General features: G+C 63.7%; 23 protein-coding genes. 4 read left to right on the top strand and 19 right to left on the bottom strand.

Going from position 1 to position 22,506, the window contains the following annotated elements:
• Positions 1–429: 429 nt before the first annotated feature.
• The 4 genes from secD to BSG08_RS15935 all read right to left on the bottom strand — a co-directional run bounded on the left by secD (position 430) and on the right by BSG08_RS15935 (position 6,086).
• Positions 430–2,937 carry a protein translocase subunit SecD gene (secD, locus tag BSG08_RS15950; RefSeq protein WP_093038838.1) on the bottom strand — a complete coding sequence of 836 codons (2,508 nt, stop codon included), beginning with the start codon at positions 2,935–2,937 and terminating at the stop codon, positions 430–432.
• 48 nt (positions 2,938–2,985) lie between these two features.
• A complete protein-coding gene (locus BSG08_RS15945; protein ID WP_093038837.1) occupies positions 2,986–3,345 on the bottom strand; it encodes a hypothetical protein in 360 nt (119 codons plus the stop codon).
• Positions 3,342–4,262, bottom strand: coding sequence for a calcium/sodium antiporter (locus BSG08_RS15940; protein ID WP_093038836.1), 921 nt, complete (start codon positions 4,260–4,262; stop codon positions 3,342–3,344). Before BSG08_RS15940 ends, BSG08_RS15945 begins: the two co-directional genes overlap by 4 nt.
• A 213-nt stretch (positions 4,263–4,475) precedes the next feature.
• Positions 4,476–6,086, bottom strand: a complete 1,611-nt coding sequence (locus BSG08_RS15935) for a GMC family oxidoreductase (protein ID WP_093038835.1) — start codon at positions 6,084–6,086, stop codon at positions 4,476–4,478.
• A 359-nt stretch (positions 6,087–6,445) separates the two neighbouring features.
• Between BSG08_RS15935 and BSG08_RS15930 the strand changes: the two genes are divergently transcribed.
• The 3 genes from BSG08_RS15930 to BSG08_RS19520 are packed head-to-tail and all read left to right on the top strand — an operon-like array spanning position 6,446 to position 8,692.
• Positions 6,446–7,387 (top strand): sulfurtransferase, encoded by a 942-nt coding sequence (locus BSG08_RS15930; RefSeq protein ID WP_093038834.1) that lies wholly within the window; start codon positions 6,446–6,448, stop codon positions 7,385–7,387.
• 10 nt (positions 7,388–7,397) lie between these two features.
• Positions 7,398–8,525: a YeeE/YedE family protein gene (locus BSG08_RS15925; RefSeq protein ID WP_093038833.1), complete on the top strand. Its 1,128-nt coding sequence runs from the start codon at positions 7,398–7,400 to the stop codon at positions 8,523–8,525.
• The gene (locus tag BSG08_RS19520; protein WP_093038832.1) at positions 8,522–8,692 is read left to right on the top strand and encodes a hypothetical protein; all 171 of its coding nucleotides are present in this window, start codon (positions 8,522–8,524) and stop codon (positions 8,690–8,692) included. Before BSG08_RS15925 ends, BSG08_RS19520 begins: the two co-directional genes overlap by 4 nt.
• Positions 8,693–8,695: 3 nt before the next feature.
• Here the strand turns inward: BSG08_RS19520 and BSG08_RS15915 are convergent, their stop codons facing one another.
• From BSG08_RS15915 to BSG08_RS15900, 4 genes are all read right to left on the bottom strand, one after another.
• A complete protein-coding gene (locus BSG08_RS15915; protein WP_093038831.1) occupies positions 8,696–9,877 on the bottom strand; it encodes a LysM peptidoglycan-binding domain-containing M23 family metallopeptidase in 1,182 nt (393 codons plus the stop codon).
• Between the two features lie 57 nt (positions 9,878–9,934).
• Positions 9,935–10,591 (bottom strand): protein-L-isoaspartate(D-aspartate) O-methyltransferase, encoded by a 657-nt coding sequence (locus tag BSG08_RS15910; protein WP_093038830.1) that lies wholly within the window; start codon positions 10,589–10,591, stop codon positions 9,935–9,937.
• Positions 10,588–11,370, bottom strand: a complete 783-nt coding sequence (gene surE, locus BSG08_RS15905; protein ID WP_093038829.1) for a 5'/3'-nucleotidase SurE — start codon at positions 11,368–11,370, stop codon at positions 10,588–10,590. Before surE ends, BSG08_RS15910 begins: the two co-directional genes overlap by 4 nt.
• A gap of 72 nt (positions 11,371–11,442) precedes the next feature.
• Entirely contained in the window at positions 11,443–12,096 is a 654-nt protein-coding gene (locus BSG08_RS15900; RefSeq protein ID WP_245770727.1) for an SDR family NAD(P)-dependent oxidoreductase, read from the bottom strand.
• 110 nt (positions 12,097–12,206) lie between these two features.
• Between BSG08_RS15900 and BSG08_RS15895 the strand changes: the two genes are divergently transcribed.
• Complete coding sequence (locus BSG08_RS15895) at positions 12,207–12,776, top strand: biotin transporter BioY (protein ID WP_093038849.1); 570 nt, start codon at positions 12,207–12,209, stop codon at positions 12,774–12,776.
• Between the two features lie 53 nt (positions 12,777–12,829).
• Here BSG08_RS15895 and BSG08_RS15890 read toward each other — a convergent pair whose 3' ends face one another.
• The 11 genes from BSG08_RS15890 to BSG08_RS15840 form a co-directional block, all read right to left on the bottom strand.
• Entirely contained in the window at positions 12,830–13,270 is a 441-nt protein-coding gene (locus tag BSG08_RS15890; RefSeq protein WP_093038828.1) for a DUF1284 domain-containing protein, read from the bottom strand.
• Positions 13,271–13,308: 38 nt separating this feature from the next.
• Positions 13,309–13,572, bottom strand: a complete 264-nt coding sequence (locus BSG08_RS15885) for a type II secretion system protein N (protein ID WP_093038827.1) — start codon at positions 13,570–13,572, stop codon at positions 13,309–13,311.
• A 139-nt stretch (positions 13,573–13,711) separates the two neighbouring features.
• Positions 13,712–15,166 (bottom strand): amidophosphoribosyltransferase, encoded by a 1,455-nt coding sequence (gene purF, locus BSG08_RS15880; protein ID WP_175544808.1) that lies wholly within the window; start codon positions 15,164–15,166, stop codon positions 13,712–13,714.
• 133 nt (positions 15,167–15,299) lie between these two features.
• Positions 15,300–15,863, bottom strand: a complete 564-nt coding sequence (locus BSG08_RS15875) for a CvpA family protein (protein ID WP_093038826.1) — start codon at positions 15,861–15,863, stop codon at positions 15,300–15,302.
• Between the two features lie 23 nt (positions 15,864–15,886).
• The gene (gene radA / locus BSG08_RS15870; RefSeq protein WP_093038825.1) at positions 15,887–17,251 is read right to left on the bottom strand and encodes a DNA repair protein RadA; all 1,365 of its coding nucleotides are present in this window, start codon (positions 17,249–17,251) and stop codon (positions 15,887–15,889) included.
• Positions 17,252–17,317: 66 nt separating this feature from the next.
• Entirely contained in the window at positions 17,318–17,761 is a 444-nt protein-coding gene (locus tag BSG08_RS15865) for a paraquat-inducible protein A (RefSeq protein ID WP_093038824.1), read from the bottom strand.
• Entirely contained in the window at positions 17,758–18,504 is a 747-nt protein-coding gene (locus BSG08_RS15860; RefSeq protein ID WP_093038823.1) for an ABC transporter ATP-binding protein, read from the bottom strand. Before BSG08_RS15860 ends, BSG08_RS15865 begins: the two co-directional genes overlap by 4 nt.
• Positions 18,501–19,286, bottom strand: a complete 786-nt coding sequence (locus BSG08_RS15855) for an MlaE family ABC transporter permease (RefSeq protein ID WP_093038822.1) — start codon at positions 19,284–19,286, stop codon at positions 18,501–18,503. The genes BSG08_RS15860 and BSG08_RS15855 overlap by 4 nt, the downstream gene beginning before the upstream one ends.
• Complete coding sequence (gene alr, locus BSG08_RS15850; protein ID WP_093038821.1) at positions 19,283–20,320, bottom strand: alanine racemase; 1,038 nt, start codon at positions 20,318–20,320, stop codon at positions 19,283–19,285. The genes BSG08_RS15855 and alr overlap by 4 nt, the downstream gene beginning before the upstream one ends.
• Before the next feature lie 130 nt (positions 20,321–20,450).
• Positions 20,451–20,564 carry an entericidin EcnA/B family protein gene (locus BSG08_RS15845; protein ID WP_139274584.1) on the bottom strand — a complete coding sequence of 38 codons (114 nt, stop codon included), beginning with the start codon at positions 20,562–20,564 and terminating at the stop codon, positions 20,451–20,453.
• A gap of 28 nt (positions 20,565–20,592) precedes the next feature.
• Positions 20,593–22,422: an extracellular solute-binding protein gene (locus BSG08_RS15840; protein WP_093038820.1), complete on the bottom strand. Its 1,830-nt coding sequence runs from the start codon at positions 22,420–22,422 to the stop codon at positions 20,593–20,595.
• Positions 22,423–22,506: the final 84 nt, after the last annotated feature.

Below are 22,506 nucleotides of genomic sequence, written 5' to 3'. Positions count from 1 at the left end.
CGTTGAATCGGCAGCCGGGCCACCGAGTTGTGAGGAAGGCATGATCCGAATGGGCACATGATCGACATGATCCGGGTCGGGCAAACCAGAAACCTTCTCCGAGCCTCGAGCTCGCCGTTGGAGATTTGGACCCGGTCCGCGCATCACCATCCCGGCCAGCGGCGCCATGTCAGCCGCACGAACAGGCCTGACAAAAGTACGCACTCGATCACAAGTCCAGAAGATCAGAATTTCCTTGCAAACCGAGCGGCATCCACAAAAGAAGGTTCGACGTCAGTCTCATCCCCCCGCCACTTGCCCTAACAAAGGGTGTCGCCTGATCCGGCTGCGATCGCTTTTTTCAATCTTCACAAGGGCTCTGCGGAAGGGACTGTTCCCTGACCGACTGCCCGTGCGATCTGCAAGTATTTTCTCTCCGGGACGATCGTCTCAGGGTCCGTTGAGACGGTGTGGTTCTGATGGAGTCTCTGAATTATGGCCGGGATGCCGCAACGGACCTCCGTGCAGGCGTGCCGGGCCTTGCGCGACGAGCCATGCCAGAACCGGCCCTGACACAAAAAGCGAGGAGGCCGTGGCGATAACCACCCCCGCGATCATCGGCAATGCAAATCCGGCAACCGTTGACCCGCCCCAGATCGCCATGGGCAGGAGCGCCGCCAGCGTGGTACCCGAGGTGAAGATGCAGCGCGCCAGAACCTGATTAAGACTGCGGTCGATCACATCCGCCAGCGGCGCGTCATCGCCGCCGCGCAGGTGCTCGCGGATGCGGTCATAGACCACCACCTTGTCGTTTACCGAATAGCCGATCAGGGTCAGCAGGGCGACGATGGTGGTCAGGTTCACCTCCCACCCGGTCACGGCGATGACACCGAAGGTCTTGGTGACGTCGAGAAACAGCACCACGATGGCCCCGGCCGCGAAGTGCCACTCGAACCGGATCCAGATGTAGGCCAGCATGGCCAGCACCGCGAGCGACAGCGCGATCAGCCCGGTCGTGGCAAGTTCGCCGCTGATAGTGGGGCCGACGAGGTCGATCTGGTCGAAGACCGCGCCCGGAACGACCTTCGCGGCGGCGGTTTCCACCGCAGCAACCGTGGCCTGCCCGGCCTCGCCCTGCAGGCGGATCAACGCCTCGTTCGGGTCGCCGAAGGCCTGCAGGCTGACATCACCCGGCACACCGGCCGCGAGCGCCGCGCGCAGTTCGGCCAGCGGCACCGGCGCGTCGGACCGCAGCACCATCTGCACGCCCCCGGTGAAGTCGATACCGAGGTTCGGCCCCGGCCAGACCAGCGCGCCCACCGCCCCCAACGACAGCGCGGCCGAGACCGCCAGCGTCAGCCGCCCGCACCGCATGAAGGAGAGCGCACCGGGCGCGGGCACGCCCCCGACCAGCGGGGCGATGGCAAGCCGCGCGGGTTTGCTGCGGCGCACCAGCGCCTCCATCATCATCCGCATCAGCACCACCGCTGTGAACATGGAGATCACGATGCCGAGGCTCATGGTGACGGCAAAGCCGCGGATCGCGCCCGCGCCGAACAGGAACAGCAGCACCATCGCAAGCAACGTCGTGATGTTGGCGTCAAGGATGGTCGCCCAGGCCCGCGCATAGCCCTGCGTCAACGCCTTGATCGCGATTGCGCCCTTCGCCGTCTCCTCTCGAATGCGGCTGAAGATCAGGATGTTGCTGTCCACCGCAATACCAAGACAGAGGATGATCCCGGCTATCCCCGGCAGGGTCAACGTGGCCCCCAGCAGTCCAAGGGCGGCCAAGGTTAGCATGACGTTGAGCCCCAGAACCGTGCTGGCCAGCAGCCCCCAGCCACCGTAGAGCCCGACCATCATAGCCACCACCAGCGTTAAGCCGATCACACCAGTGACGAGACCGGCCTTGATCGAATCCGCGCCAAGCGCCGCGCCGACGCTGCGTTCCTCGATCACATCAAGCGAGGCTGGCAGCGCGCCCGAGGTCAGCAGCACCGCCAGTGTCTGCGCCTCTTCCAGAGTGAAATCGCCGGTGATCTGACCCTTGCCGCCGGGAATGGCCGACTGAATGACCGGTGCGGTCAGCACGCGGCCATCCAGCACAACGGCAAAGCGCTGGCCGATATTGGTTGCCGTGATCTCGGCAAAGGTCACCGCCCCCTGCCTGTCGAAGGCGAATGTGACCATCGGACGCCCGGTATCGGGGTCGAAGGCAGATGCCGCCCGGTCCAGCCGGTCGCCCGAGAGCGCGACGCGATCCTCGACCGGGATCGCCCCGGAGCCGTCTCGCATTTCCAGCATCGACACGCCGGGCCCGGGCCCGGGGGCGACCATCTGGAAGCTCATCTTCGCGGTGGAGCCCAGCAGTTCGCGCAACTGCGCCGGGTTTTCGACGCCCGGCATCTGGACCAGGATACGATCGCTCCCGACCCGGCTGATGACAGGTTCGGACACGCCTGCCTGATCAACCCGGTGACGGATCACCTCGAGACTTCGGTTGGCGGCGTCGGTCGCCGCGCGGTCCAACCCTGCTTCGGTCAGCGCCAGTTGCAAGATGTCACCAGTCTGATCCACGGTGAAATCCGACGGGCTGCCGGGTTGGACGGCCGTACTGGTAATCCCCTGCATGGCGCTGAACAGCGCGTCGTCTGCGGGGGCTGACAGGGACAGTCCTTCGATCCGGATGGCCGCCGGATTGATGTTCTGAGCACGCATTTCGGCAACGAGGGTTTCGTGCAAGGCCTGCAACCGCGCCTGTGCAAGGTCATCGCGATTGACCGCCAGCAGCAGATGCGCGCCCCCCTGAAGGTCGAGGCCAAGAGAGACAGTCTGGCGCGTCGTCCAGTCGGGCAGTGCGTTGCGGATGGTAGGGGGAAGAAAGTTCGGGAGGGCCATCGCCACTGCCAGAAGCAGGAGGAGGGTATAGGTCATCACGACCCATGCTGGGCGGCGCATCTTGAGGATCCTTTGTGCCTGAGATTTCAGTCTGACGGACGGCGCGCGTCAGGCTGCAGGCGGACCCCGGACCGAAGGCAGGATATGGAGGCTAACGGGATGGAGACCCCGCTGTGGCAGAGACGAGATTCGTGTCGCACGTGGCATACGCTGCGCGAGGGGTGTGGTGGCCGGTTCTGCCAGATCGGGTCTGTCGTCGCCGGGCAGGGGTGCAGCCACCCAATCCCGCTGCGCCGACAGGATGCCATGGGGATGGTCGATCTGGTTCGCGGCAACAGGACCGACCTGTGCCGCCCTTGTGTCCGTACCACCCTGCGACACGCCGAAAAGCGCCAGCACCAGCACGACGACAAGGCGCGACAGGATCGCGCCCAGTTTCCCGCCACCCTGTCGCAGCGTTTGTGTCATCCTTGTGCCGCCCAGACATAGACGGCATAGCCCGCCAGCATGCCAGCGCCTGTTCCGCGCCCGATCACCGGACGGGCGAGCAAGAGGCCGGTCAGCACCAGCGAGACGGCGATCATGACCGGCAGGTCGAAGGTCAGGAACCGCGAGGCCACCGGGATCGGAGCAATCAGTGCCGTCACGCCCAGAATGCACAGAACATTGAAGATGTTGGAGCCCACGATATTGCCGATAGCGATCTCCGACTGCCGCCGAAAGGCTGCGATCACCGAAGTGGCAAGTTCGGGCAGCGAGGTGCCGACCGCGACAATGGTAAGGCCGATGAAGGCTTCGGATATGCCGTAACTGCGGGCAATCGAGACCGCGCCATCCACCAGCAGCCGCGCGCCGACCATCAGCGCAATCAGACCACCGATCACCCAGAGACCCGAGACGAGCACAGAGGCCGGTGCAGGCAGGCCCGCATCGTCCGGTATCGCATCGCCCGACTGGCGATAGGCCCAGATCAGATAGGTCATCAGACCGGCAAGCAGAATGACCCCCGACAGCCGGTTCATCTGCCCCATGGCAAAGATCGGCACCAGCGCCAGCGCCGCCGCCATCATCACGGTTGTGTCGCGGCGCAGCGTTGCACCCATCACCCTGATCGGCCAGACCAGCGCCGACAGGCCGATGATCAGCAGGATATTGGCGATGTTCGAGCCCACGATATTGCCGAGCGCGATATCGGGCACACCGCGCCACGCGGCGTCGACCGAGACCAGAAGTTCGGGCGTCGAGGTGCCAAAACCCACGACGGTTAGTCCGATTAGCAGCGGCGAAATCGCCATGCGACGGGCGATGCCTACGCTGCCGCGCACGAGCGCCTCACCACCGAAAAACAGACCGAACAAACCAGCCAGAAGAAAGAGATAATCCAAATCAAGTACCCTCACGGGCAGTTTATCCACCCCGGCTGCAATTGTGCATTCCACAGTGGGCCTGCAAGGTGTTGATCAAACTATATTCATGCACCGAAAATCTGCAAAAGCCGCGTCGTGCCCCTTGAAATATCCTGGCTTTGCGCACTCACCTCAGGGCTGTGCGTCTTGAATTCCATTGCTTGCAACGGCCTATGCTGCCACAGAGATATCTCACGCGTCCTCGAGCATGAGATCAGCGGCGCGCCATGCCAGCATCATTGTCGGCGCATTGGTATTGCCCGACGTGACATTGGGAAAGACCGAGGCATCCACCACCCGCAACCCCGCCATCCCATGCACCCGCAGGCGGGGGTCGACCACCGACTGATCCGCCTCCACCCCCATCCGGCAGGTGCCCACCGGATGAAATACCGTGCCGCAGCGCTGCCGGAAATCCTCGAGAATGGCCGCGTCATCCATCTGGCGCAGGTCGTCCCCCATGGCGCTCTCGATCAGCCGGTTTAGCGCAGCTGTGGTGATCAGCCTCTGGCAGAGTCGCCCGCCCGCGATCACCTGCGCGCGATCCTCTTCTGTGGCAAGCGAATTGGGCCGGATGAGGGGCGGCGCACCGGAATCGGCACCGCTTATGTCGACCCGCCCGCGGCTGGTCGGGCGCGAGGGCTGAAAGCCCAGGATGAAACCCGCAAACGGGTCAGGCCGGATGACCGAACGCTTGCCGGCTGGCGTGGTCGTATAGGTGACCGGGTTGAAATAGATCTGCTGGTCCGGGTGGTTCTGGCCGGGCCGCGAGCGAAAATAGCCGCCGCACTGATTGACCGACAGCGCCAGCGGCCCCCGCCGCGTCAGCGCATAGCGCAGCGCCGCGCGCATCTTGCCCCAAAGGGGCGCCAGTTCGTTGTTGAGCGTGCGTTCCGTGGCGCGGAAATAATAGTTGACCCCCAGATGATCCTGTAGATTGCCGCCCACATGCGGCGCATCCATAAGCGGTACGATTCCGTGGCTGCGCAGCAGGTCTGCCGGTCCGATGCCCGACAGTTGCAGGAGACGCGGCGAGGTCACGCTCCCCGCGCTCAGCACGATCTCGCGACCCGCTCGGACGGTATGCTGTCTGTCGCCCCGCCGGAATTGCACCGCCACCGCGCGGCTACCCTCGAATACCACCCGTTCGACCAGCGCGCCGGTGATCAGCCTGACATTGGCGCGTCTCAGCGCCGGGTTCAGACAGGCCCGCGCCGAGGAATTGCGCATGCCCCCCGCCGTGTTGATTCTGTAGACCGTGCCGCCCTCGCCGGAGGGATCATTGATATCCTCGGTACGGGGCAGGCCCATTTCGTCAACCGCAGCAAAGAAATACCGGTTGACCGGGTGTATCTGGTCCGAGACATCCTGCACCGTGATCGGCCCCGCGCCGCGTCGCGCGCCATCGGATGCAACTTGCGTCTCCAGCGCCTCGTAGGCGCGGCGAACGTTTTGCCAGCCCCAGCCGGTGGCACCCGCCGCCTCCCAGTCGTCGAAATCATGCGGCAGACCGCGCGCATAGACCAGGGCGTTGATCGCCCCCGATCCGCCCACCCCCTTGCCGCGCGGCCAGTAGCCACGCCGCCCGGCAAGGGTCTCTTCGGTGTCGCTTTCGTATTTCCAGTTCACCCGAGCGTCAAAGAAGGTCTTGCCATAGCCAAGGGGCAGGGCGATCCATGGGCTGCGTCCGCGTCCGCCCGCCTCGAGGATCAGCACCTGGTGCCGCCCGCTGGCGCTCAGACGCTCGGCCAGCACACAGCCTGCCGAACCGGCACCGACGATGATGTAGTCATATTCTGTCACAGCGGTTCAGCGCCTCTTGCCCGGATTGCCTGCGCAAGCGATACAAAGAGATTTTTGCGCCGGAAAGCGGAATCGCCGGACGGAGGGCCGAAATTCGCAAGTCGGGTTTGCGGGTCTGAAACGAAAAGTTGTTGCGCCGGAGAGCAAACTGACAGAACGCCGCCCCTGGTATTGCCAGAATAGGTCGACCAGTGTTTCGCGATCCTGTATTCAGACGGACGGCATTCCTTTCTTTGTCTCAACTGAATGTGATGCGCAGGGTGCAACCTTGCTGACCGACCCGGATCGGAATAGATTTCAACGTGAAATGAAGTGAGGTGCGCCCCTGCGGAGCGTGCCGGATTTGAAAGGGGGCTGAAATGTTCCAAGGATTTCGAAAAACCTGCTTTGCCGTCGCCTTGACGCTCGTTCCACTGACAGCTCATGCCGGATTGGGCCCGCTGATCGACGCCGAGGATCTGAAGACCGCGCTGGAGAACGAACAACCCATCGTGCTCGATATACGCACCGGGGCTGCTTATGAGGCCGGGCATATTCCCGGATCGCGGCCCGCGCCCTATGGGCTGTTCCGGGGAGGGCCGGACAATCCCGGAGAGCTGGTGCCCGAAGACCAGTTGACCGAGGTGCTGCGCGAGTTGGGCATTACCACCGACCAGCCTGTCGTCATTGTCCATCAGGGCAGCGACCAGACAGATTTTGGTGCGGCAGCCCGGGTATACTGGACGCTGAAATCCAGCGGAGTCAGCGATCTGGCGATCCTGAACGGCGGTATGAACGGCTGGCAACAGGCGGGGCAGAGCGTCGACACGGGCAGTGGCCCCACGGTTGCGCCAAGCACGATCACGGCGCGCTATGACCCGACATGGCTGGCCACGCGCGAGGATGTCAAGGCGATCATCGACGGTGAGGATAGTGCCGAGTTGATCGACGCGCGCCCCGAGGCATTCTGGAAGGGCGAGACAAAACATGGCGCGGCGGAGCGTCCGGGCACCCTGCCGCAATCGCGTTATTTCACCCACGACCGCTGGTTTGGCGGTGATGAGCCGGCGTTGATCAAGCCTGACCTGGTTCGTCAGCTGGCGGCGGAAAACGGGTTCGAGCAGGGCGACCGGCTGGTGTCCTTCTGCAACACCGGACACTGGGCTGCGACAAACTGGTTCGCGCTCAGCGAGATTGCGGGGATAGAGGGCGTTCGCCTCTACCCGGAATCGATGGTCGGCTGGTCGCAGTCCGGCTATGAGATGGCCAATGTGCCAGGGCTGTTCCGGAACATGCTGAACAAGATCACCGGCAAATACTGAGCAGGGCAGCATGACCACATCCACAGCCGCGCCGCTGTCCTCCGGCCCCAGCGCGGTCTCGCGCGGGGGCGTTATCCTTTGCGTGGCGCTGATCGTGCTCGTCGTGGCGCTGCTGGCCGGTCCGCGTTATGGCGCGATCCTGCTGATCGGGCTTGGTTTTGGCCTGACGCTGGAAGGGTTCCGTTTCGGCTTTACCGGGCCGTGGCGGCGGATGATTCTGGAGCGAGACGCCTCTGGCCTCATCGCGCAGTTCATCTGTATCGCCATCGTCGCCGTCGCGGCGTTTCCGCTGCTGGCGGCGAATGGCGCGGAACTCAAGGGCGCGCATGCCCCGATCGGGATAGCGATGATCGGCGGCGCGTTCCTCTTTGGGGCGGCAATGCAGATCGTGCTGGGCTGTGGCTCGGGCACATTGGTGAACGCCGGCAGCGGCAATGTCATCGGGGCGGTGGCGCTGCCGTTCTTCGCCATCGGCAGTTTCGCCGGGGCCTATCACCTGACGTGGTGGACCGATCTGGGCAGCCTGCCTGTGCTGGCGATGAGCGGCACGCGCGGATTGCTGATCACGCTGGCGGGGCTTGCGGCATTGGCAGTTCTGGCACTGATGTTCGGGACAAAGGGCAGCCACCGCCTGCCTGCGCGCATCTGGGGCGCGGTGCTGGTGCTGGCGGTGCTGGCAATCCTGCATCTGGTCGTGGCGGGCCAGCCCTGGGGCGTGGTCTATGGTCTCGGTCTCTGGGTGGCCAAGGGGGTCGTGGCGGCGGGGGGAGACCTCTCTGGCTCGACCTTCTGGGCGGCGCCCGCGAATGCAGCGCAGGTCGAGGCAAGCCTGCTGACCGATGTGACCTCGCTCACCAATCTGGGCCTGATCGGGGGAGCGGCGCTGATGACATGGTGGCGGGCGGGATTTTTCTCAGCCCTGCCAAGGTTGCCGGTGCGGGCATGGGTGGCGGTCGTGATTGCCGGGCTAATGCTGGGGTATACCTCGCGGCTGGCGTTTGGCTGCAATATCGGGGCATTTTTCAGTGGAATCGGCACCGGATCGCTGCATGGCTGGGTCTGGTTTGTCGCCGCCTTTGCCGGATCGTGGCTGGGTATTCGCCTGCGCCCGATGCTGGGGCTGGAGGCACGGCGATGACGCGCGGGCATGTAGGACTTCTGCTGGCGCTCGGGATGCTGGGCCTGATGGCTCTGGATTTCACTCAATCACGATCGCTAAATCCCTATACCGCACCGCCGATGCTGGCGCTTGGCTCAGGGCTGGCGGCGACGGGCGGGCATTGTGCCGCGCCACCGCCAAAATAGCCCTCAGGACGGGTTGAGATAAGTCATCGGATCGACGCTGTCGAAACCGTCACGCACCTCGAAGTGTAGCGCTGCCGTGCCCTCGCGCCGGATTTCCGCCAGTTTCTGACCGCGCCTGACGTTGTCACCCTTGGCCACCGCGAGCCCGCCGACATTCGAATAGACCGTCAGAATATTGCCGGAATGCTTGACCACGATGATCGGGATGCCGTTCGTATCCTCGGTGATTGCGGCGACAACGCCGTCGTCAGCCGCATTCACCGCCGTCCCCGGTGCGGCGGCAATGTCGATCCCGTCATTGCGACCCTTGGCATAATCACGGATGATGTCGCCCGTGACCGGAAAAGCCATGCGTGCACCTGTGCGGGTGGTTTCGCTTGCGCTCAGGTCGGGCGCCGCCGTGGTCTCGACCGGGGCTGCCGCAGGCGTGGTATCCTCGGGCGGCAGCGGTTTGGAGGCGCTCGGCGGTGTCGGCGTGGGCGATCCGGCGCCGGGGGCTGTCACTGCGGCGATCTCGGTTGCGTCGAAAGGATCTGTATTCTCGCCCGGCATGGCGACGGGGATCAGAAGATACTGGCCTTCGCGCACGGCAAAATCCGCCCCCAGACCGTTCCAGTCGGCAAGACTGCGGATCGAAACATCATAGAGCCGCGCGATGCTGAAGGCCGTCTCGCCGCGTTCGACCTTGTGACGCACCGGCTCGACCCCGACCTGCGCGGCGGGTGCAAGCGTCGTAGTCTGCACCTGTTGTTCATCAGCCCGGCGGATCGCGCCATCGGCAAGCGTGGTGATATCGACTCCGCCCGGAGGCTGAATCGGCCCGCCGGTTGGTTCGGCCACGCGACCGGGCAGGGCGATCACCTCCCCCTGACGCAGTGGGTCGCCGGTCTGAATGCCGTTGAACCGCGCCAGTTCCTGCGGATCGGCGCCGATCCGGCGGGCCAGCGTCGCCAGTGTGTCGCCGCGCTCGGCAACGGCGACCTGATAGCCAGGATAGGAAATTATCCCGCGCGCGTCGGGCGCAGGCCGGTTGGTCGTGGCGTTGCGGGCGGCATCGGCGGTGCTGGGCGCATTGCCGAACAGGCCGCGCATATCCATGTCGAGCGGCTGCTCGCAGGCTGCGAGGGTCAGCATCAGGGTGGTCAGTATCGGCATGGAACGCGGAAAACTGGGCATCTCGATCATCCTCATATCCTGCCCCTTGTTGGCCGGGGTCTTGGTTCACCTGCACCGCCGGCGGTGTCAGACATCGCGCCCCAGCCCTTCGACCAGCGGCACAAAGCGCACCGGGCGCAACTCGTCATAATCGAACCCGGACTCGTTCCGGGTCACACGGATCAATCGCTGCACCGCATCGGACTGACCCACGGGCAACACCATGATACCCCCGATTTTCAATTGGGCCAATAGGGGGCCAGGCGGATCCTCTGCCGCCGCTGTCACGATGATCCGGTCAAAGGGAGCCTGATCGGGCAAGCCAAAGCTTCCATCGGCCGTCAGCGTGGTGACATTCGTTAGGTTCAGGCTGCGAAAAACCTCATGAGCCTCTCGCACCAGTCGCTTGTGACGGTCCACCGTATAGACGCGGCGCGCCAGTTGGCTGAGGATCGCCGCCTGATAGCCCGAGCCGGTGCCGACCTCGAGCACCGTGTCGCGGTTTGTCACCTTGAGCGCCTGTGTCATCAACCCGACCACCGAAGGCTGGCTGATCGTCTGGCCACAGGCAATCGGCAGCGGCATGTCCTCGTAGGCGCGTTCCGCAAAATAGCCCCGGATGAACGGGCCACGGTCGATCCGCTCCATCGCGGTCAGCACGCGCGCATCCGTCACCCCCTTGGAGCGAAGCGCAAAGAGGAACTGCATCTTGCGTTCGGCGATCTTGTCAGCCTCGTCACTCATTCGATGGCTTTCAGCGCCTCCAGGGCGTCATGCGCGGTCAGGTCGGCACGCATCGGCGTGACCGAGATATAGCCTTGCAGGTTCACGTCCGCGTCCGAACCGGGGCTGGTCGGCTGCTGCTGTGGCGCGCCGGTGACCCAGAGAAAACGCCGTCCCGAGGGTGAGACATGCGGCTGAACACCATAGCCCATGTCGCGGCGAAACCCCTGCCGCGCGGCGCGCAGGCCCCTGACCTCCGCCGCGGACACGGGAGGGAAGTTGATGTTGTAGAAGATGCCGTAATCGTCTCTGGTCCAGACACCCTTGTCGAGCAGACGTCGCAAGGTGGGCAATCCATGGACGCGCGCCGCCTCGAACGTATCCGCGAGGTCGCGGTTGCCAGGTCCGTAATACTGGCTGAGCGCCACGGCGGGCACGCCCTGCAATGCGGCCTCCATCGCCGCACCCACGGTGCCGGAATAGACGGCGTTTTCGGCAGCGTTGTTGCCCCGGTTGACCCCCGACAGAACCAGATCGGGGCGGCAATCCTTCATCACGTCGTGCAGGCCGGCCAGCACGCAGTCTGCGGGGCTACCCTCGGCGGCATAGCGCCGTTCTGCCATTTTTGAGACCATCATCGGCCGGGTGTAGGAAATGCAATGCCCCACGCCCGACTGCTCGAACGCAGGGGCGACGCTCCAGACCTCGCCCGCATTCCCGGCGAGGGCAGTGGCGATCTCGTGCAGAACTTCCAGCCCCGGTGCGTTGATGCCGTCGTCATTGGTTATGAGGATGCGCAAAGCCTTGCTCCCGTGTTGGTTCCGGTCCTGTCTAGCGCCCCCCGGCGCAGGCAACAAGCCGCGCAGTCGCGGCTAATGCAAAAGAGCCAGCAGGCGCTGCGCCTCGTCGCGCGGATGGGCGAGGGGGGTCTTGTTCTCGCCCGGGAAAAAGCGGGCGCGGGTGGCGGTCGGCATCGGGGCAGGGGTCAGGATATGCACCGTTGGCCCGGTGCGAACGCTCTCGGCCTGCCAACTGCGGGCCAGGGCGATCTGCGCCGCCTTGGTCGCGCCGTAGATGCCAAAGAATTTCTCGCCCGCGCGCGGATCTTCAAGGAACACCGCCTGACCCTCTTCGCCCAGCAGCGGCGCGATGAAGGGAATGAGAATACCGGTGGCCGTCACGTTACAGGCCACGGATTTGATCCAGTCACCCTCGGCCAGATGCGCCGCAGGCATGAGGGGCGCGGCATGCACCGCCGCGTGAACCCAGATCGCCACGCTGCCCCAGCGGTCATGGATCGAGCGGCAAAGCTGCGCCATCGCCTCAGTCTTTGTGATGTCCATGGGCGCGAGCGTCGCGCTGCCGCCCGCCGCCTGAATGCGGTCGTCCAGCTCTTCGAGCGCGCCGGTGGTGCGGGCAACGGCAACGACATGATGAGTTCGGGCCAACGACTCGGCCATGGCGGCCCCAAGACCGCGCGACGCGCCGGTCACAAGGGCAATGCGGGGAGGAATATCGGTGTTCATATGCGGCAAATCCCACCAGACGGCGCGCAAATCAAGGGCTATCGCTTGACTTTCTCGCGCATGCAGCGAAAAAGTCGATGAACGCACGCATAACAGAGGGACGCGAAAACATGCGCGATACAGTTTTCACCAAGGCCGTGATCGGCCAGCATACCCTGCTCCGCAAGGCGGGCCTTGTTCTGGGCGGCTCGCTTTTCATTGCTCTGGCCGCTCAGGTCAGCGTCCCGTTCTATCCGGTGCCGCTGACCCTGCAGACGCTGGCCATTCTGATCGTCGGGCTGACCTTCGGCTCGCGCCTCGGGGCTGTGACGCTGCTGGCCTATCTCGCCGAGGGGGCGTTGGGGCTGCCGGTCTTTGCAAACGGCATGAACGGCGCGGCGCTTATGGGGCCGACGGCGGGTTTCCTTTTTGGCTTTGTCGGCATGGCCTGGCTCGCCGGTCTGGCGGTGGAAAAGGGGCTTGCGCGCGGCGTGGTTTCGACAGCTCTTAGCGGCATTGGCATCTCGGCTCTGCTCTATCTGCCTGGCCTGGCCTGGCCGGCAGCGATGATGGGCAAGAGTTGGGATGCTCTCTGGAGCGGCTGGATGGCCCCCTTCCTGCTGGGCGATACCGTCAAGGCCGTTCTGGCCGCGATGATCGTGGCCGGAGCTTGGGCGATTGTGAAATCGCGCAAGGCCTGATTGCCGCGTTATCGACTGCAAGGCGCCGCCTGTTTCTGGCGGCGCTTTTTAATTCAAAAGCTTGCGTCGCGTTCTTCATCTGAGTGCAATCGCAGCAGAGCAGCCTCACACAGCCCCAGGTCAAGCCATTGGCAGCCTGCGCAGAGCGTGGCCAGCGATCCGGGCGGCACAGAGGATTTCATGCGGACCTGCGCCGCCCCCCATGTCAGCCTATCCCCGGCGCACAGCCCGAGCGCCAACGCATGGCGGGCGTCAAGCGTGACAATCCTGTCTTGGGTTTCACAGAGCAGGCCGCGCCGCTTGGGGCAGGGCGCGCAGATGTCATCCGCGGCATCCACCACCTCTACAAGCGTCTGATCGCCACCTTCTGCCCGTAACCTGTCCACAACAATATGCACCAGATTAGCGGTGAAGACGTCGGAATACCCCTTGCCCGCGAATCCGAGGGCGCAAAGAAAATGGTGCGGGCGAAATCGGAGCGGTGCGTCGGGCATGTCCCGATCCAAGCGCAAAGCCGCGCGGCGATCAAGCGTTATGCCGCTGGCAGGCTCAACCGTTCCGTCCGGCCGCCACGCGACAGCACGATCACGCCTTCGCCGATCGCGGCCACCGTTGCACCGCTGATCGGATCGCCAACCGAAACCGTTGTGTACCTGTCGTGTCCCCGCCGCACCAGAGCGCGCGCGCGTTCCGGTCCGTGCATCGTACCCACCAAGGTCAGGCGGGCATCGGGCAAAGCATTGCGCGTGGTGGCGGCGTCGAGCGTGGCATCCGGGGTCTTGGTCGTATCTGTCATGTCATCCTCGACAGTTGGGATCGAAGCCTGCTCCTATCTGCTCTGCACATGCTGGAACAGGCCTCGTGCCACTGTCGGCGGAATTTCGCTGCAACGCGGCATGAGGATGCCGGTTTCCGACCGGGATCGACGGATGCGCCTATTCAGCGGCTTTCAGCTCGAATCCCTTTTCGATCATGTCGGAAGGGGCGACGGGATATTCGCCGGAAAAACAGGCGTCGCAATATTGCGGGCATTTGGCGTTACGACCACCGGCCTCGCCGACAGCCCGGTAGAGGCCGTCCAGCGAAATGAATCGCAGGCTGTCCACGGCCAGATGTTCCCGCATCTCATCCTCGGACATGGTCGCCGCCAGCAGTTTTTCGCGTTGCGGCGTGTCCACGCCGTAAAAGCAGGGCCAGGCCGTCGGCGGGCTGGCAATGCGGAAATGCACCTCGCGCGCCCCCGCGTCGAGGATCATTTCCTTGATCTTGCGGCTGGTCGTGCCGCGCACCACGCTGTCATCCACCAGAATGACGCGCTTGCCTTTGATCAGAGCGCGGTTGACGTTCAGCTTGAGCCGCACGCCCATATTGCGAATCTGTTCGGTCGGCTCGATGAAGGTGCGGCCCATATATTGATTGCGGATGATGCCCATTGCGTATGGAATGCCGGATTCGTGGCTGTAGCCGATGGCGGCGGGGGTGCCGCTGTCGGGAACGGGGCAGACGAGATCGGCCTCGACAGGGGCCTCGCGCGCCAGTTCCACGCCGATTTGATGGCGGGTTTCATAAACGCTGCGCCCGCCGATGATGCTGTCGGGGCGCGAAAAATAGACATGCTCGAAGATGCAGAAACGCGGCTGCTGACGGCGGAATGGAAAATGGCTCTCGACGCCATGTCTGGCGGAGATCACCACCATCTCGCCCGGTTCGATCTCTCGCACGAAGGTCGCCCCGATGATGTCGAGTGCGCAGGTCTCGGACGACAGGACCCAACCTTCGCCCAACTGCCCCAGTACCAGGGGACGCACGCCCAGAGGATCACGCACGCCGATCAGCTCGCTCCGGGTCATGGCGACCACTGAAAAGGCACCCTCGACCCGGCGCAGGGCATCCTCCATCCGTTCGGGGATGTTGCGTTGCAGCGACCGCGCCATGAGGTGAATGATGCATTCGCTGTCCGACCCCGACTGAAAGATCGATCCGCGCTCGATCAGTTCCCGGCGCAGGGCATTGGCGTTGGTGATATTGCCGTTATGGGCAATCGCGGCGCCGCCCATGGAGAACTCACCGAAAAAGGGCTGGACGTCGCGGATCGCGGCCCCCTTGGCCCCGGCGGTGGAATAGCGCACATGGCCGATGGCCAGCGGGCCGGGCAGCGTTTCCATCAGGGACTGACGGGTGAAGTTGTCACGCACATAGCCAAACCGACGCACGGAGTTGAAGCCGAGTTCGGGGTCGTGGCTGACGATACCGCCAGCCTCTTGCCCGCGATGTTGCAGGGCGTGCAGGCCGAGGGCCACGAAGTTCGCGGCATCGGTCAGCCCGATCACGCCGAAAATTCCGCATTCCTCCTTGAGCTTGTCATCATCGAACGGGTGAGCGGGGGGCATTTCTCTGGACAATGCGGGCAACTCCGAATCCGGTTATCGCACTTGCGCCTCTCATACGCGCTCAGCCTCTCGATGTCACGAAACTATCACAGTGCAGGGCAAAACGAGGCGTTTGCGCGATTATGCCCGAGGTTTACTGCTGTGGCGCGTCGCAGCTGCCGATAAGTTCCTCGTATTTCCGGGTGACCCAACCGAGCACCTGCTCGGGATTGCCGTCCTGAACCTTGTCAGTGAGTTGCGAGAAAATCCGTGCCGAGCGGCTATCGTCGATGATCTGGATGGATTGGGAGGTCACAACCGTCTGATAGACGAAATAGGCGATCGCCACCAGAAGCACGCCGCGTGCCACGCCAAAGACAAATCCCAGCCCCTGGTCCAGCCCGCCCAGCACCGAGCGCTGCGCCAGCGAGGAAAACAGCGGTGTGATCAGTGAGGCGACGATCAGCCCCACGGCAAACACCGCCGCGAAGGCCCCGATCATGCTGAGTTCGCAACTGTCGGCGATGAATTCACCCACCACCGGAATTTCCTTGACGAGCGGCTCGACCTGCGGGGCGAAAATGAAGGCGAGTATCCCCGCCACAACCCAGCCTGCAATTGCCAGCGCCTCGCGGACGAAGCCGCGTGAATAGGCCAGTAGTGCCGACAAGACGATGAACAGCGCCACAACGCCGTCAATGATGGTGAAACCTTCCATGCTCTCTTCCTGTCCCTCAGGCCCTAACCTGCGCCAAATATATCGCCTACAAATGCGGTCAGATCGCCCATTCGGGTCAGTTTGAGCCCGCTGTCGCCCCCCGTCTTGCCACCTGACGGGGTTATCGCCGCTGTGAAACCAAGTTTTTGCGCCTCTTTCAACCTGTTTTCTGTCTGACCCACCGGGCGCAGCGCCCCCGACAGGCTGATTTCGCCGAAAACCACCGTGTTGGCGGGCAGTGCGGTATCCTCGCGCGCGCTCAGCAGCGCCGCCGCCACTGCAAGATCTGCTGCCGGTTCGCTGATCTTGAGGCCACCCGCGACATTGAGATAGACATCAAGTCCGGCAAAGGGGATGCCGCAGCGCGCCTCGAGCACGGCAAGTATCATCGCAAGGCGCGCGCCGTCCCAGCCGACCACGGCGCGGCGGGGCTGGGCATGGGGCGTGGGGGCTACCAGCGCCTGCAATTCCACCAGCAGCGGTCGTGTTCCCTCGATTCCGGAGAACACCACCGAGCCGGGCGCGGGTGTACCGCGCCCCGAGAGAAAGAGCGCCGAGGGGTTGGCCACCTCGGCCAGACCGCCGCCAGTCATTTCGAACACGCCGATTTCGTCGGCGGGGCCAAAGCGGTTCTTGACGCTGCGCAGGATGCGGAACTGATGGCCGCGCTCGCCCTCGAAATAGAGCACGCAATCGACCATGTGTTCGACCACGCGGGGGCCGGCGATCTGACCGTCCTTGGTAACATGGCCGACAAGGATCACGCTGGTGCCTGTACGCTTGGCGAAACTTGTCAGTTCATGCGCAGCTGCCCGCACCTGGCTCACGCTGCCGGGGGCTGCCTCGACGATATCGGACCACATGGTCTGGATCGAATCTATGATGACGAGATCGGGCCGTTCGGCCTCCAGCGTGGTCAGGATGTCGCGCAGCGCCGTGGCGGTGGCCAGTTTGACCGGAGCCTTTGCCAGCCCCAAACGCTGTGCACGCATCCGCACCTGCGCGCTTGCCTCTTCTCCCGAGACGTAGAATGTCTTCAGCCCGGCACGGGCGAACTGCGCCGCCGCCTGCAACAGGAGGGTGGATTTACCGATACCCGGATCCCCCCCCACCAGAACGGCACTGGCGGGCACGAGACCGCCGCCCAGAACACGGTCAAGCTCGCCGATGCCCGAGAGGGTGCGTGGCGGCGGAACCTCTTCGGTGACCAGATCCGTCAGGGCCAGATGTGCGCCGCGCCTGCCGCCGAGGCTCTTGCCCTTTGGACCGGCGGACAATGGTGCCTCCTCCACTATGGAATTCCACTCACCGCATGCCTCGCAGCGGCCCGACCAGCGCGTATGCACCGCGCCACAGGCTGTGCAGGAGAATGAGGTGAGCTTTGCCATAGCTGCGTGATGCCCCAACCAGTACCCGTGGTCAAACCAGAAAGCGCAGGTAGCGCAAATCCGCAATCACGGCGGCCTTCTTTCGGACAGCCGGCCAATGACCATCGACGCAAGGATGCAGGCGGTGAACAGGTAAAGCCCCCAGGCCACCTCGATCCGCGTGAGGGCGATGCCCTTGGCCACCACGATATAGAGCGCGATCAGAAAGATGTCGGCCATCGCCAGCTTGCCCAGCACCTGCACGATGGGCAGCACCCGGCGTCGCATCAGGCCGAAATGGATGAGCGCAAGGGCGATGGTTTTCAGATAGGGCGCGAAGAGGGCGAAGAAGGTGACAAGGAGGGCCAGGAACACATCGGTGCGCCAGAGTTCCTGCAGGCCAGAGATGACGCTGATTTCCGAGAGGCCAAAGAGCGGCAGCGCGATCCCGGCGCGCAGCAGCGGTGCGAACCAGGCAAGCGGAAACAGGATGAGCAAGGCAAGGTTGGCGTATCGGAGCGCCGCGCTCACCGCACCGCCTCGATCGGCCCATCAGCCCTGCCGTGAATGAACTGATCGAGATAAGGATCGCCCGATGCGTCCATCTCGTCCACCGGACCGGTCCATTTGATCACCCCGTCATGCAACATGGCGACGTTGTCGGCGATGGCGCGTACGCTGGTCATGTCATGGGTGATGGTCATGGCCGTCGCCCCCATCTCGACCACGATCTCGCGGATCAGATCGTTGATGACACCCGCCATGATCGGATCGAGGCCAGTAGTCGGCTCGTCGAAAAAGATGATCTCGGGTTCGGCGGCGATGGCGCGGGCAAGGCCAACGCGCTTTTGCATCCCGCCCGACAGTTCGGCCGGAAACTTGTCGGCCACATCCGGTTTGAGCCCGACACGGCGCAGTTTCTCGATGGCGATCTCGCGGGCCTCTGCCATGGGGCGCTTGAGCGACCCGCGCAGCAGACGAAAGGCGACGTTCTGCCAGACGGGCAGGGAGTCGAAAAGCGCGCCGCCTTGAAAGAGCATGCCGAAACGGGCCAGAAACGCATCCCGATCGCCCTTGGTCACATCCAGCCCGTCGAGGGTGATGCTGCCGCTGTCGGGGCGGATCAGGCCGAGGATACATTTCAGCGCCACGGATTTGCCCGTGCCCGACCCGCCGATGATCACCATTGAGGTGCCCGACGCGATGGTCAGGTTGACGCCTTGCAGAACGCGGTTGTTGCCAAAGGCTTTGTGAACGTCGGATAGCTCTATCATGCCGAGAAAAACAACTCTGTCAGAAGGTAATTGGAGGCGAGGATCAGCACGCTGGCCGCCACCACCGCGGATTTTGTCGCCCGGCCCACACCCTGTGCGCCACGCCCCGAATTCATGCCGTGATAGCACCCCATCAGCGCGACGATGAACCCAAATACCGCACCCTTGATGAGTCCAGAGAGCACATCCCATGTCTCGAGGAAATCAATCGTGTTGTGCAGATAGGTCGCCGCCCCGAAATCAAGCCGCCCGACACCCACCAGAAATCCGCCCATGATCCCGATCGCATCGCCCACGCCGACCAGAACCGGCACGGCAAGGGTGGCGGCCAGAACGCGGGGCAGGGTGAGGTATTTCATCGGATTCGTCGAAAGCGTGGTCAGCGCGTCGATCTGCTCGGTCACCTTCATGGTGCCGATTTCGGCGGCGATGGACGACGCCACCCGCGCCGCCACCATGAGGCCGCCCAGAACCGGCCCGAGTTCGCGTGTGAGGCCGATGGCGACAATTGATGGCACCACGGTTTCCGCGTTGAACCGCGCGCCGCCCGCATAGATCTGTAGCGCCAGTGCGCCGCCGGTGAAAAGCGCGGTCATGCCCACCACGGGCAGCGAGAGCCAGCCGATCTGAATCAGCGCATGCAGGAATTCGCGTGCATAGAACGGCGGTCGGGCCAGGTGGCTGACCGTGTCGCTCGCGAAGATCGCGATCCTCCCCACCGCGGCCAGTGCCGTCAGGACATAGCGCCCGATGCCGGCCAGAAAGCCCAGGAAAAATGTCATCCGCCGATATATCGCCGCATGTAGCGCGCCCCCAGTGATGTCAGGATTTCATAGGCGATGGTGCCTGCATTGTCAGCCAGCGTGTCGATACCCTGATGCGGCCCGAGAAGTTGCAGGCTCTTGGGGTCGTGGCCCATATCGGTGATGTCCACGCCGATGAGATCCATCGAGATACGACCCGCGATGGGGCAGGGGATATCCTCGGCCCAGAGGCTGGTTTTCGGCCCCATGGTCCGCAGGATGCCGTCGGCATAACCCGCCGCGATGGTGGCGATGCGCGTCGCACGCGCGGCGGTGAAATCGTTGCCGTAGCCCACGGTTTCGCCTGGCGCGAGATTACGGCACTGAATCACGGGGATATCGAGTGTGACCACCGGACGCGCCTCGGCAAAGGGTCGTCCGCCATAAATCCCGATGCCGGGCCGCGCGAGATCGAAATGATAGTCCTCGCCCAGCAGGATCCCTCCGGTGCTGGCCAGGCTGCGCGGCACACCCGTGCCATCGGTCATCTCGCGGAACGTCGTCAGTTGCTGCGCATTCATCGCATCATCCGGCTCGTCGGCGCAGGCCAGGTGGCTCATGATCAGATGTGGTTCCTGTGCAAGCGCGAGATCGCGCACCGCGGCCCATTCCGCAGGCTCCATCCCCAGCCGGTTCATGCCGCTGTCAAGCTGGATGCCGAAGGGTCGTCCGGGCAGCGCCTCGAAATGGCGGATCATCTGGTCTACCGTGTTGATCATCGGGATCAGATCCATGTCACCGATCATGTCGGCATCGCCTGGCATATGGCCGGAAAAGACATGGATCGCCGGACCAGGGCCAAGCGTCTGGCGCAGGGCAGCCCCTTCTTCGGCGATGGCGACGAAAAAATGCCGCGCTCCCGCGCGCGCCAAGCTGCGCGCGACACGATCCGCCCCGAGACCGTAGGCATCAGCCTTGACCACGGCGCCGGTCCTGCCCGCACACAGGGCATCCAGTGCGCGCCAGTTTGCGGTCAGGGCGTCGAGGTCGATGGTCAGGGTAGCGGTGCTCATGGCCGCGGTTTTGACAGGACTGTCGCCGGGGTCAAGAGGAAACGAGGACAGCAGCCCGGCGTTAACCTGCAACTCCGGGGGGGGGCGACTGTGCCCGCCGCCTGTGGCAAAATGCCGACCTGCGAGGGCTTCAGAACCAGCTCCGGACGCCGCGCGCGGCCCCGGAAATATCCTGACCCGCGCCCTCAACCGTGGCGCATGCGGCCATCAGGGTGATGAGAGCGAGCACAAACAGTTTTCGCATGCTCTTGCCTCTTGGTTGTTGCCTGTTCTCAGTCTTTTGCCTTGTGCCACCATACCTCGGGCAGAAATCCGATGCCATCCCCGTAGATCGGCAGCCTGTCCTCAGGATATTTCAACTCTGCCCGGTGGGCAATACGGCCCACGCTGTATTGATGTATCGGGATTACATAGCGCCCCGCCGTCAGAACCCGGTCGAGCGCTCGGGTGGCGGCGATGAATTCCTCGCGGTTCCGCGCCTGCAGCATATACGCGATCATCGCCTCGGCGGCGGCGGATTTCATCCCCATGAGGTTCCGGCTGCCGGGCTGATCCGCGCCCGCAGACCCCCAGTAGAACAGCTGTTCATTGCCGGGGCTGAGCGAGAGCGAGCGGCGCATCAGCGTCAGGTCGAAATCATACTGCGCCTCGCGCTCGGCATATTGCGCCTTGTCGGTCATCTCCACGTCCAGCACGATGCCCAGCCGTTCGAGCGCGCGGGCATATATGTCCATCATGGCACTTGCCTGCCCGATCAGGCCATCCTGCTGCAAAAGCACATTCAGTCGAAGCGCTGTGCCCGAGGCATTGACCAGACGCCCCTCCTGCACGCTCCAGCCCGCCTCGTTCAGCAGGTCCATCGCGCGGCGAAGATTGACACGGTTGCGGGCGGTGCCGTCGCCCACCGGCAGCGCATAGCCCTCCAGCGTGCCCGGGAGGAGGGTGTCGGCGAAGGGTTCCAGCAATTCACGCACCCGGCCTGTGGCGGGGCCATGATCCATGCCAAGTTCCGAGTTCGAGAAATACGAGGTGATGCGCGGTTGCCGCCCGCCGGTCAGCGTGTCGTTGATATATTCAAAATTGAACGCCGTGATCAGCGCCTCGCGCACGCGCCAGTCATCCAGCGGTGCGCGGCGGGTGTTCATCACAAAGCCGGTCATGCCCGAAGGTCTGCGATGCGGAATTTCCGACAGCACGATTTCTCCACGCTGGACGGCCGGAAAATCGTATTGCGTGGCCCAGGCCTCGGCATTGAATTCTCGCACATAGCTGATCAGACCGCCCTTGAATGCCTCTTTCAGAACGGTGTCGTCGCCGTAGAATTCGATGCGGATCTCGTCGAAATTGCCTGTGCCGCGTCGAAAGGGCAGATCACGGCCCCAATAATCCGGGTTGCGGTGCAAGACGACGGAGCGGTTAATCTCGTAGGATTCTACCATATAGGGGCCGGTGCCGATGGGGATGTCCGCGATCCCCGCCTCGGTGATGTCGCGCCCCTCCCACTGCGCCTTTTGCAGCACCGGGCGCAGGCCTGCCAGCAACGCCAGTTCGCGATCCACCTCGTTGAAGGTCAGGCGCAAGGAGCGCGGGCCGGTCTGCTCTATCGTGGCGACCTTTTCCCAGAAACCTCGATAACGGGGATGCCCACGGGTGCCGAGTTCCCGATAGGACCAGATCACGTCCTCGACCGTCACCGGCGTGCCATCCGAGAAACGGGCCTCGGGGCGCAGGGTGAATTCGACCCATTTCCGGTCCGGTCCGGTCTCGACCGATTCGGCCAACAGACCGTATAGCGTGAAGGCTTCGTCCCAGGATCGTCCCATCAGCGTCTCGTGCGTGAGGTGGGCCAGTTCCCATGGCGGCGTGCCGCGCAGGATGAAGGGATTGAGCGAATCGAATCCGCCGACATTACCCGTCACCACGCGCCCGCCTTTGGGCGCTTCAGGATTTGCGTAGGGCAGCGACACAAAATCAGGTGGAAGGGCCGGGTCGCCATACATAGCTATGCCATGCGCTGGTTCCGACTGCGCCATCGCGGTCATTCCTGCGAGGCTCAGTGCAAGCAATCCGGGTCGGAGGCTGCAGAAGAAAACTGATCTCATTTTGCTGAAAATCCCTGATGATCCATGTTCATCTGACCCGGACCCTAGAGACGGATTCATGGGTTTTCAAACTTTTAGCTTGGA

It is taken from the genome of Roseovarius azorensis (genome assembly GCF_900109455.1).
GTDB classification, from domain to species: Bacteria; Pseudomonadota; Alphaproteobacteria; order Rhodobacterales; family Rhodobacteraceae; genus Roseovarius; species Roseovarius azorensis.
The sequence above is the reverse complement of the archived record's forward strand: the minus strand, read 5'-3'. Positions and strand labels throughout refer to the sequence as shown.